The organism is Candidatus Arthromitus sp. SFB-turkey, from assembly GCF_001655775.1.
Classification (GTDB): Bacteria; Bacillota; Clostridia; order Clostridiales; family Clostridiaceae; genus Dwaynesavagella; species Dwaynesavagella gallinarum.
This window is the reverse complement of the sequence record NZ_LXFF01000005.1, coordinates 20,000-32,478: the sequence shown is the minus strand read 5'-3', so window position 1 is coordinate 32,478 and position 12,479 is coordinate 20,000. Positions and strand designations below refer to the sequence as shown.

The following is a 12,479-nucleotide window of genomic DNA, read 5'->3' as shown; positions in this document are numbered from 1 at the left end:
CTCCATCTTAAATAACTTTATAACTTTCCCGAATGTTTAAGTATTTCAAATATTATTTCATCTACAGACAAAACCTTATCTATTTTTCCAGTTTCGATCGCCGATTTAGGCATTCCAAAAACAACACAACTTCGTTCATTTTGTGCTATAGTAGTTCCACCACTGTTTTTTATACACTTAATTCCATGAGCTGCATCTCTTCCCATTCCTGTCAATACTATACCCAAAAGCCCCTCTTTATATACTTTTGCTGCAGAACAAAATAAAACATCAGCAGATGGTCTAACATTATTTACAGATTCATTTTGATTTAAACTTATTTTCTTTCCAAAATCAATTTGCATATGATATCCACCCGGGGCAACATAGACAACATTGGATCTAGCAACTTCTCCATCTTTACCTTCACAAAAATCATAATTACAAACTTCACCAAGTCTTTCTACAAATTGTTTCGTACATCCATCTGGCATATGTTGAACAACAAATACAGGTATATCAATTTTGGTTTCTAGCTTACTAAAAATATACTCCAAAACCTTAGGTCCTCCAGTAGATGAAGCAATAACAATTGCCTTTTGTACATCAAATAGGGCCCTCTTTACCCTGCTATTTTTTATTTTGTATACTTCATCTCTAATTTCTTCCTTTATTTGAGAAATATCTCCAAGATTTAGTTTTCCAAAATATTCTATAAATTTTATATTTTTAACACCCAGATTTTGTTGAGCAAAATTAATTCTCTCTGGCTCAATATTAGCTACAAATATAATATTAACTCCATACTCTTTAAGGTTTAATAAAATATTCAAAAGATCTTTTTTGTCAAAAATCAAATTTATAATAATGCAATCAACTATACACTTCAATTTGTCTAAAAATTCTTTCATATCATAATAATTTTTAAACATTCCAACTATTTCTATTCCAACATCTTTTGAAAATATATCAGAAATTACTTTTCTCATTAATGGGGATTCATCTAAAATTACAATTTTAGTTTTAGTTATCATATCTCTAAATCTTAACTTCCTGCTTTACCTTACCATAAATTCTCATAATAACAACTCCATTATTTAAATCAAAAAATATAGTTCTCCCCATATCTCCACCAACTTCTTCAGCTTGCACTTTTATAAAATTATTTTTCAAAAAAGTTCTTACCGCCTCAATGTTTTTCTCACCAATATTAAGAGTACCTGATTTACGTTTAAACATAGAAGCTCCACCAACTATTTTGGCAACTATATCTTTACGCTCACTTCCCATAAAAAACATTTTGTTTAACATATATGGCAAAGCATACTCCGCGTAACGAAATTTCATATTTTCACTTACATTTTCTTGAATTGAACTAGTAATTCGCGGTAACATTATATGCGCCAAAGCTCCTATCTTTTTTTTATTATCATACAATGTTACTCCAACACACGACCCAAGACCTCTAGTCTCTAAAATAAAAGGAGCTTTACTAACTGTCAAATCTCCAATACCTACATTAATATTCATAACTAGTTTTCTTCTAACTCCATTTCAACTATCCTAGATATAGAAAGATAAATGACAATTTCATTATTAATCAGTATCATATCTTTAACATATTTAAAATCCAATCCTTTTAAATTTTCTGAATTTTTTACATCAATTTTTTTGTCAAAATCTTCCTTATTATAATTAAACACTTCTAATACTTCATCAACTACAATCCCAACTAATACATCATTATTTTTAACAATTATTATTTTTTTATGTGTTCTATCATCATCACTTTCTATGCCTAATCTTTTAGCTAAACTATATATTTTTATCACATTTCCTTCATGATTGTATAATCCTTCCAATGTAGGTTGAGTTGAAGGTAAGTATGTTAAATTTTCATATTTTATTATTCTATCTACACAAACCGTATTACAGGCATACTTTCCATTTCCTAATTTAAATATTAAAAGTTTACTCGTTAACATTTAAAACTTAGTTCTCCTTCGTATAAATTTAATAATTATCAACAAAACCAACTATATCGACATAAAAAATAAAGACCATTTGTTTTTATTATTTCACAAATAGTCTATAATATTATCTTAATTTATTTTTTTAAATATTCTTCAAAAGAATACATTACTTCTTTCAAATACATATTAGACAATGAATTCATACACAATCCATCAATTTTATTAACTGGCAAAACATTTGAAGAAGTGCTTGTTAAAAAGCATGCATCAAATTTAAAAATATCTTTTTTAAAAACACTTTCTTCAACCAAAACAAATCCTAATTCATTTATTATTTTATTTACTTTCATTCTAGTAACACCCTTTAAAACAATATTTTCAGGTGCAGTAAAAAAACAATTATCTTTTATAAAGTAAACATTAGTTCTACTTCCTTCCGTAATAAAACCTTGCTTATTCACCAATACAATTTCATAAACATTATTTTCATTAATAATTTTTTGTACCTTAGTTTTAAAGTCATAATTATAAGTTTTAACATTGGGATTTTCTCTCTCAATATTAAAAGTAATTACATCAACTCCCATTTCTTTATCAGGATAATAAAATTTAATAGGATAAATATATAATTTACACTTATAATCATCAAATACAAATTCAATCTTTAAATTCCCTGAATCAATTTTATTTACATTAATTACAATATTTATTTTTTGAAGTAAATCATCAATTCCAATATCTTTTCCATTAAATTTAAAAATCGAATTTTTTAATCGCTTAAAATGATCCTCCCAAAACAAAATATTTGAGTCCATAATTCTAATAACTTCATACACATTATTTGAACTGTAACAATAAACTTTTAAAAACTCTTCTTTATCTAAAATTTTATCATTAAATAAAAACTTATCACCAATTAAATCCATAGCATTACTTCCAATATAAATTCACAATATTATCAACTTTATTTTTACTATTAATTAAAAATCTATTTCCAACCAAATTAAAAAGAGGTAAATCATTCAAAGAATCCGAATACATACATGAATTTTGAAAATCAACATTTTCAATATTGTTTTTATGTAAAAATTCATACAATCTTAATACTTTTTCTTCTCCCTTATTGTTATAACCTAACATCTTACCTGTATAAAATCCATCTTTTATTTCATACCTCGTTCCTAAAACATAATCAATAGAATACAATTGATTAAAATTATTAAGATAAAATTCTGGAGAAGCAGATATCAATATAACTTTATATCCTTTACTTTTACATTTTTCAATTTCTAATATACCATCTTTATATAACAATTTTTTTAATAAATGTTCTTCAAAAAACTTTTTTGAAAATTCATTAACCACATCAACAGATAAACCATTTAAAAAAGATAAATATTGTTCTTTAGATTTCTTTTCATCATAGAATTTCAAACAATACATTAAACCCGCATGTACAACTTTATTAAAATAAATTAAAAACCTTTTATCTTGTTTACACAAAAATTTATAAAATTCAATAAATGTATCTTTAGAAGTTAATGTTAAATCAACATCAAAAATAGCAAACCTCAATTTTCAAAACCTCCTTAATTTTAAAAATAAAAAGTGCCCTTTTATAAAAGGACACTACAAACTAATCTTCATCCACTATACTATCATAATAAGCAGCAACTTCATCAAATTCTTTTTCATCTGGTACAACCAATTCATCTTCATCTGTCAATCTAAAAACATAAGAAGATCCATCTTCGTTATTACAAACAACGCAATAGTTTTTACCTTTATATTCAAATCCATCAACCACTTCACATCTTATAGTGTTATGATTTTCATCTTCAAATTCAACAAATACTGGCTCATCTACGCCATCTTCTATATGTTCATTCTCATTTAAAATTTCTTTTTCGTTATCGTTATTCATCATATTAATCCTAAAAAGGAATACACCTCCACTCTAAAAACTAGGATTTATATTTTATGCTTTCCAAAACAACAATCAAATATGTTATTTTTTTATTTCTTCAATCAAATTTTCAGCAGAGTCAGATGAAACAAACTCACCATCTAATAAAACAAACGGAGTTTCACAACACTCACCACAATGACCTAAACAACCATGAACTTCAACCTCAAAATCATTAGATTTCTCTAACTCATCTTTTACCTTCTCAGTTCCTAAAACAAAATTACATTCACAAATATCAACTTTTTTCATAATTTCACATCTCCATTTTTAAAATTAAAGTGTTAAAAACTTTTATTTTTATAATGACAATTCTATTATATATATATTCATTAGTCAATTAAGTTTTTTTGCAAATATAAAACTTCTAGTAAAACCTTAAAAAACTAGAAGTTCCATAAATCATTTTTTTGTTATTTTTTTCAAGAAACCAATATTTTTTGTTCTAACATTTCAATCTTAATTCTAGCTTCTTGTAATTCTTTATTAAGCTGAGTAATAATTCTTTCTTTTTGCAAAATAGATTCAAGTTCCATCGCCTTTTCATATACTTCTTGAATTTTATCAATTTTTAGAAATAAATTTTTGAATTGTTGAGATTTAAAATTATTCCACAAATTAAAATAATATTTAGAATTTAATTTAGACGATCTGTTCTTTATAGAATAATAATGAGAAGCTATTGCTTTCGGATGTCTATTTAATTTTTCCGATAAAATATTAAATATTTCTATTTTCTTCTTATTTTTATATTGTTCCATAAAACTAAACAAAGTCTCATTTTCTTCCTGAGTCCAAACTCTTTGTGAATATTTCTTTTTAAAATTCTCAGTTTCATTTATCAATTTATAATAATAAACCCTAGCTTGCCCCGAAGTTATGTGAGGATTAATTTTCGAAAACTCATGTGCAGCATCCTTAATTGTAACTCCTCTTTTTTTTAACTCCGATACATGTTTTAAAAGACTTTGTTTCTCATATTCTGTCCATTCTCTTTTAACTGCCATTAACTCACCTCTTTTAAAAACATTGCAATGTACCAAGATTATAGCATATTATTAAAATTATGTAAATACTTTGTTATTTTAGTTAATTTTTATTTAATATTTCTTTTATTTTACTATTTATATCGATAACATTTACTTCGGAAATTTCGTTATTATTTATCATATAATCTCTTTTAACTCTCAAAATATTATAAACTTTCCTATCTATTTCAAATTCATCTATTTCTCCATCAAATACTGCCTGTTTAATCCTTTGAATAGAATTAGAAATATTTTCATAACCAGATCCAATTAATAAAATATCTACTCCTGCTTTAAGAGCTTTAAGAGAAGCCTCTGATATTGATTCAGTATCAGTAAGTCCTTTCATTATCATATCATCTGTTATAACAATACCTCTAAATCCTAATTCTTTTCTTAAAATTTCATACAAAAAAATCTTTGATAATGTAGCAATATTCTCAGAATCTATTTTTTCATATAATAAATGCGATACTAAAACAGCATCCAAACCATTATTAATAGCTTGCTCAAAAGGATAAAGTTCAATATTACGAACTCTTTCATAATCATGTTCTAAAATTGGCAATTCATAATGTGAATCCTCACTAGTATCTCCATGCCCTGGATAATGTTTACCAACAGCTATAATATTACTATCTTTAAACCCTTTAATCGTTGCAACACCCAATTTAGNNAAAAAGCTCTTGAACCAATAACTTCATTATTAGGATTTGTATAAATATCAAGCACAGGTGCAAAATTCATATTAAAACCTATTGAATATATTATACTTCCCATAAGTTTTGCAATATCATAGGCATATTCTTCATCATTTTTTTCACCAATAACACTTGCTTTATGAAATTTAATTATTTCTTCAGGTAATCTAGTAACCAATCCTCCCTCTTGATCAAGAGATAAAAATAAAGGTACATTTCCATTCTCAGAATTAATAGTTTTAATTTTATTAATTAAATCTACTGTTTGATTTGCTGTAGTAATATTTCTCCTAAAAAATATTAATCCACCAACTTTAAAATCTTTTATTAAAGAAATATCTTTTTCACTAAGTGAAGTATTTCCATCAAAACCAACTATAAATAATTGACCTATTTTTTCATCCAAACTCATATTCATAACCTTATTTAAAATCTCATCTTCTTTTATTTCAGAAACTTTAGTAACTTTTTCATCAGCTTGATTTTTTTCATATAAACATGAATTTAAAACAAACACACATAAAAATATGTTAATTAAAATTTTACCAAGTATAACTACCATCTCCTTAAAAAATAAGTGTGAGTTATAAAACTATAACTCACACATACAAAATTTAAATCTATTCTAATCCTGCAAGATTTCTATATTGTCTATTTTTCTCTTCAACGTCTTTAGCCGCTTGATCAAAAATTTCTTCTACTTTATCTGGAGCAACCTTAGATAAAGCACTAAATCTTATCTCACTTCTCATATATTCTTTGAAATCTTGAGTTGGCTCTTTAGAATCCAACATAAACGGATTTTTACCTTGCTCTTTTAACTCTGGATTATATCTAAATAAAGTCCAGTGTCCAGCTTCTATAGCTCTCTTAGCTTGTTTTTGTGCAGTACCCATACCTGTCAAGATACCATGACTTATACACTGACTGTACGCAATAACAATTGATGGACCAGGATAAGCTTCAGCTTCCTTTATAGCCTTCAATGTTTGGTTAAAATCAGCACTTAATGAAACTTGAGCAACATAAACATATCCATAACTCATAGCCATAGCAGCAAGATTTTTCTTTTTAATTCTCTTTCCTTGAGCTGCAAACTTAGCAATCGCACCAAATGGTGTAGACTTAGAAGACTGACCACCAGTATTTGAATAAGTTTCAGTATCAAATACCAATATATTAATATCTTCATTTTGAGCAATAACATGATCTAATCCACCAAATCCGATGTCATATGCCCAACCATCTCCTCCAAAAATCCAGTTAGACGTCTTTACTAAAGACTCCTTATTATTTAAGATTTCTCTTACTATATTATTTCCAGATTCTTTTTCTAAAAGAGGAACTATTTTTCTATAAAGCTCTAAAGTACGATCTCCATCATTAAAATTATTCTTCCATTCACCTAATAAATCTTTTAATTCAGATGAAACACTAGAATCATTTATCAAACTTTCAACTAATTTAACATTTTGATATCTCTTATTCTTAGATGATAAATACAAACCATATCCAAATTCTGCAGCATCTTCAAATAATGAATTTGCCCAAGCTGGACCTCTTCCTTCATGATTCTTAGTATAAGGCATAGCTGGTACAGAACCTCCCCAAATAGAAGAACACCCTGTAGCATTAGAAATAATCATTCTTGGACCGAATAACTGAGTTACAAGTTTAGAATAAGGTGTCTCACCACAACCAGCACAAGCTCCACTAAATTCCATTAAAGGCTCTTCAAACTGACTAGCTTTAACAGTAGTAAGTGGAAGTGGATTTTTCTTAACTTTAACTTTAGACGAATCAAATGAATAATCGTAATGTCCTTGTTTATTTAACGAACGTTCTTCATCTGTAGATACCATCTCTAAAGATTTTGGTTTTGATGGACAAACATCAACACAGTTACCACATCCAGTACAATCTTCTATAGAAACCTGCATAGAAAAGCTTAATTTCTCATCAGTTTTTATGCCTTTAGCATCTGCAGATAAATAACCTTCAGGAGCATTTTTTATTTCCTTATCGTTTAATAAAAATGGTCTTATAACTGCGTGAGGACAAACAAAAGCACACATGTTACACTGTATACAAGTTTCTGGGTTCCATCTTGGAACGGTAACAGCAATACCTCTTTTTTCAAATTTAGAAGTACCGTGATCAAATGTACCATCTTCTCTATCTTTAAATACACTAACTGGAAGACTATTACCTTTAAGACTATTAACAGGCTCAAGTATATTTTTAACAAAATCAGTTTTTACCATACCTGAAGTACAAGTTTCTACATTTTTTTCATCCACAGCATTTTTCCAACTTTCAGGAACATTAACTTCAACAAGTGCATTAACACCAGCATCTATAGCATCAAAATTCATCTTAACAATTTTCTCACCTTTTTTGCCATATGCTTTCTCTGCTGATTCCTTCAAATATTTTATAGCATCTTCAACTGGTATTATATTAGCAAGTTTAAAGAAGGCAGATTGCATTATCATATTTATTCTTCCACCAAGTCCTAAATCTCTTGCTATTTTTACAGCATTTATTGTGTAAAATTTTATATTGTTTTGTGCAATAATTCTTTTAACATGAGCTGGTAATTTTTGTTCCAACTCTTCAACAGACCAAAGAGTATTTAACAAGAATGTTCCACCATTCTTAACACCTGAAACAATATTGTCATATTTACTCATATAAGCTTGATTATGACAAGCTACAAAATCTGCTTTCACTATTCCATAAGTTGATCTAATTCTGTTATCTCCAAATCTTAAATGTGAAATTGTTATTCCACCAGATTTCTTAGAATCATATTCAAAATAAGCTTGAACGTGTTTCTTCGTATTATCTCCGATTATCTTAATTGCCATTTTATTAGCACCAACAGTTCCATCTGAACCAAGTCCCCAGAATTTACAGCTAATTAAAGAAGAATCTTCAGCAACAACATCATCTATCAAATCAATACTTGTATTTGTAACATCATCTACAATACCAACAGTAAATCCGTTTTTAGGATTATCTGATTTTAAAATTTCAAAAACAGAAGCTAAATGAGTAGGTGTAACTTCTTTAGAAGCTAATCCATATCTTCCACCAACTATTATTGGATGTCTATCTGTTCCATAAAAAGCTGACATTACATCTTTATAAAGTGGCTCTCCCTCAGCCCCTGGTTCTTTTGTTCTATCCAAAACAGCGATTTTCTTTACACTTGATGGAATCTCATTTAATAAATGTTTAACACTGAAAGGTCTATATAAATGAACTATAAGAACTCCAACTTTTTCACCTTTTGAAATCAAATAATCAACAGTTTCTTCAGCTGTTTCTGATGCAGATCCCATACAAACAATTATTCTTTCAGCATCAGGAGCTCCATAATAGTTAAATAACTTATAATTTTTACCTGTAAACTCATTGATTTTATTCATATAACCTTCAACAACTTCTGGTAAATTCTTATAAAAGTTATTTGACGCCTCTCTAGCCTGGAAATAAATATCAGGGTTTTGAGCTGTCCCCCTAGTAACAGGATTACCTGGATTCAATCCCCTTTGTTTAAACTCATTTAAAGCATCTAAATCAACTAATTTTTTCAAATCATCGTATTCAAAAGCTTCAACCTTTTGAACTTCGTGTGAAGTTCTATACCCGTCATAAAAAACCATAAAAGGAACTCTACCTTTTATAGCAGATAAATGTGCTACTGGTGCCAAATCCATTATTTCTTGCACACCACTAACTGCTAACAAAGAAAATCCTGTCTGTCTAGTAGCCATAACATCTTGATGATCTCCGAATATTGATAAAGCTTGTGCTGCTATTGCTCTAGCTGTTACATAGAAAACTCCTGGAAGTAATTCACCAGCAATTTTATACATGTTAGGAATCATCAATAATAATCCTTGAGAAGCAGTATATGTCGACGTCAAAGTACCACCTTGTAACAATCCGTGAACAGTACCTGAAGCACCTGCCTCAGATTGCATTTCTACAACATCAACTACTCTATCAAAAATATTTTTCTTACCTTGTGATGCCATCTCATCTATGTTCTCACCTATACCACTTGAAGGCGAAATTGGATATATAGCCGCAACTTCAGTAAACGCATACGCAACATACGCCGCAGCTCCATTACCATCAACAGTAACTGTTTTTCTTTTAATCACTTTAATTCCTTCTTTCCATACATTTCATATCAATTTAAGAATACTACTCTTAAAACCCTAATTATTTAACTACAGAGCAAGTATAACAAAATTATATTGATTTTTTTTTAATAAATTGTGTATTTTTTGTTAAGTAAGTTATTTTTTTAATCTATTTTAATTCATATCTTTTCAAAAATTTAGTATATTCAACATTTTTAAAATTCAAATTTTCTCTTAAATCCATTTGGTTTTTCCTATCACCATGTACTAAAAATATTTTTTTAGGTTTTTTATTCATTGAACAAACATAGTCAACTATAGTATTTCTATCTCCATGACCTGATAAGCTTGGAAAATTATAAATTTCCGCCTTAACTTTAAACTTATCTTTAAAAATTTTAATTTCTTTACTTCCTTTAGATAATCTACAACCTAATGTTCCATGAACTTGATTTCCTACCAATATAATTGAATTTTTAGGATTATCAATTTGTTTCCTCAAATGATAAATTACTCTTCCACCTTCACACATTCCACCTGCAGATAAAACAACATATGGTTCTTCATTTTCTTGAATTTCAATTGATTCTTCTTTTGTGATTATATAATTTAAATTTGTAAAATCTAGTGGATTATCTCCATTATTTAATTTCTCTTGCGCATCTTCATCGTATAGATATTTACATTTTTCATAAATATCAACAACCTTTGAAGACATGGGACTGTCTATATAAACTTTATACTTTAAATCATTTTCTTCAAAAATATCATTTATTAAATATAAAATTTCTTGCATCTTACCAACAGTTGATGAAGGTATTATACATTTTCCACCTCTTTTAAGAGTGTTAATTATTATATTTTTAAACTCATCAAAGAACTCATTTGACTCATGTTTCTCTAAACTTCCATACGTACTTTCAATAATCGCATAATCAGCTCCAGTAATTTTTTCAGGATCTTTTAAAATAGGTGTGTTCAATTTTCCTATATCGCCGCTATAAAATACACTTTTATCTTTTATTTTCACAAGTATTGAAGCTGATCCAAGTAAATGTCCAGCATCAAATAATTCTATAAAAACGTTATCTAAAATTTTTGTAGTTTTTCCATAATCTACTTTGACATAGTTATCTAAAAACATTTGAACATTTTCTAAATTAAATAACTTATAGCTTTCCCCTGAAAATTCTTCAAATATTTTTGAACTCTCTTCCAATACTATTTCAGATAAAAGTTTTGTAGCTTCAGTTCCATAAACTTTTCCCCTATAACCCATCTCATATAAAATAGGAATTCTTCCGCAATGATCAATATGAGCATGACTTAATACTACAGCATCTACTTCTCTAGGATCAAAATACATTTCTAAATTTGAATAAATTTTTCTATCTCTTCCTTGAAAAAGTCCACAATCTAACAAAATATTTCCAAATTCTGTATTTAGCATATGGCAAGCTCCTGTAACTCCATCAGCTCCGCCATAATTTATATATTTAATCATACTTTATACCCCAAATAAATAAATGGACATCAGATTATACTGATGCCCATTTATTATTGACTTTTTTAAACCCTATTAAACATAATTTCTAAAATAATCTATTTAAAATTTCCTCATCAAAATCTTTGACAATTGTTGAGAATTTTATTTTACCATTTAAGTCAAAACCTGAAACAATAATATTTTTCACATTTTCACCATCTATATTTTCAAAAACTTCCCCAAAAACAATAACATTTTCATCATCATTAACAATTTTTAAAGCTGTTATTTCATTTTCGTTGGCAACACTATTTTGCCAAATAATATTTCCGTAACTATCATATTTTAATAAAACTAAATCTTTATTCAATGGATTATTTATTGTTATTGGAGCTTTAACATCTCCATCATTATTACTAACTTCTGCTAATACAATTATTTCTCCGTGATCTAAAGCTACCACATCTTTAAAATCATCTATATGAGATGAACCATAAAATTCTTTCCAAATAAAATTTCCATCTCCATCAAATCTAGCTATAAAACCATCTGTCCATTCTGAATTTCTATATCCAGATGCTATAACACAATATTCATCTTCTGAAATACTTATAATTTTGTTGAATTTATTAATTTTTGAATCTTCAAACATTTTTCCCCAAACAATTTTATTATTACGATCAAGTTTTAAAATATAACTATCCTTACTTTCTTGAAGTTTTGGTTGTGTAAATATTTTACCAACAAAAATTTTGTTTGCCGAAGTATCATTGTAAACTGTATCAACAGAAACATTTTTTATCTTGTATTTTGAATCTATAGAAATACTTTTTTGAAACTCACTTTCAGAAAATATGTACACTTTTCTATTTTTTACTATTTTTTTACCAAATATGTCTTTATACTCATAAGTAAGTACATTTTCAAAATTATTCAATAACTCTCTACAATTTGATTCTGTAACTTCCTCTTGTTTGTCATTAAATATACTAACATAATTAACATCTATGCCTGCTTGCTTTAAAAAATCGTCCTTTAAATGCTTATATTCAAAATTATCAAAAACAATAATATCCATTATTTCTATATTTCTAACAAACACTTTGGACTGAACACAAACACTCGATATTAAAATAAAAATCAATGCTAGAACAAAACTACTTACTTTTTTCATGAAAATACCTCTTGA

General features: G+C 27.6%; 12 protein-coding genes and 1 pseudogene. All 13 read right to left on the bottom strand.

Annotated features, from left to right (window positions below):
* Positions 1–17: 17 nt before the first annotated feature.
* Complete coding sequence (locus A6P36_RS00675) at positions 18–1,013, bottom strand: chemotaxis protein CheB (RefSeq protein ID WP_066760283.1); 996 nt, start codon at positions 1,011–1,013, stop codon at positions 18–20.
* A 4-nt stretch (positions 1,014–1,017) separates the two neighbouring features.
* Positions 1,018–1,509 carry a chemotaxis protein CheD gene (locus A6P36_RS00670; RefSeq protein ID WP_066760282.1) on the bottom strand — a complete coding sequence of 164 codons (492 nt, stop codon included), beginning with the start codon at positions 1,507–1,509 and terminating at the stop codon, positions 1,018–1,020.
* A 2-nt stretch (positions 1,510–1,511) separates the two neighbouring features.
* Positions 1,512–1,964, bottom strand: coding sequence for a chemotaxis protein CheW (locus A6P36_RS00665; protein ID WP_066760281.1), 453 nt, complete (start codon positions 1,962–1,964; stop codon positions 1,512–1,514).
* Positions 1,965–2,086: 122 nt separating this feature from the next.
* Entirely contained in the window at positions 2,087–2,878 is a 792-nt protein-coding gene (locus A6P36_RS00660) for an aminotransferase class IV (protein WP_066760280.1), read from the bottom strand.
* A 4-nt stretch (positions 2,879–2,882) separates the two neighbouring features.
* Positions 2,883–3,527: an HAD-IB family hydrolase gene (locus A6P36_RS00655; RefSeq protein ID WP_066760279.1), complete on the bottom strand. Its 645-nt coding sequence runs from the start codon at positions 3,525–3,527 to the stop codon at positions 2,883–2,885.
* 61 nt (positions 3,528–3,588) lie between these two features.
* A complete protein-coding gene (locus A6P36_RS00650) occupies positions 3,589–3,876 on the bottom strand; it encodes a DUF1292 domain-containing protein (RefSeq protein ID WP_242861586.1) in 288 nt (95 codons plus the stop codon).
* Positions 3,877–3,960: 84 nt separating this feature from the next.
* Positions 3,961–4,170, bottom strand: a complete 210-nt coding sequence (locus A6P36_RS00645) for a DUF1450 domain-containing protein (protein WP_066760277.1) — start codon at positions 4,168–4,170, stop codon at positions 3,961–3,963.
* Between the two features lie 170 nt (positions 4,171–4,340).
* Positions 4,341–4,925, bottom strand: a complete 585-nt coding sequence (locus tag A6P36_RS00640; RefSeq protein ID WP_066760276.1) for a hypothetical protein — start codon at positions 4,923–4,925, stop codon at positions 4,341–4,343.
* Between the two features lie 82 nt (positions 4,926–5,007).
* A pseudogene (locus A6P36_RS08280) lies at positions 5,008–5,621 on the bottom strand (glycoside hydrolase family 3 N-terminal domain-containing protein); the annotation flags it as partial.
* A 2-nt stretch (positions 5,622–5,623) separates the two neighbouring features.
* Positions 5,624–6,059, bottom strand: a 436-nt coding sequence (locus tag A6P36_RS08470; RefSeq protein WP_369815399.1) for a glycoside hydrolase family 3 N-terminal domain-containing protein, incomplete at its 3' end; no start/stop codon positions are given.
* 208 nt (positions 6,060–6,267) lie between these two features.
* Positions 6,268–9,822 (bottom strand): pyruvate:ferredoxin (flavodoxin) oxidoreductase, encoded by a 3,555-nt coding sequence (gene nifJ / locus A6P36_RS00630; RefSeq protein ID WP_066760275.1) that lies wholly within the window; start codon positions 9,820–9,822, stop codon positions 6,268–6,270.
* 151 nt (positions 9,823–9,973) lie between these two features.
* A complete protein-coding gene (locus A6P36_RS00625) occupies positions 9,974–11,308 on the bottom strand; it encodes an MBL fold metallo-hydrolase RNA specificity domain-containing protein (protein ID WP_066760274.1) in 1,335 nt (444 codons plus the stop codon).
* 88 nt (positions 11,309–11,396) lie between these two features.
* On the bottom strand, positions 11,397–12,464 hold the full coding sequence (locus A6P36_RS00620) for a hypothetical protein (RefSeq protein WP_066760273.1): 1,068 nt from the start codon (positions 12,462–12,464) through the stop codon (positions 11,397–11,399).
* Positions 12,465–12,479 lie beyond the last annotated feature (15 nt).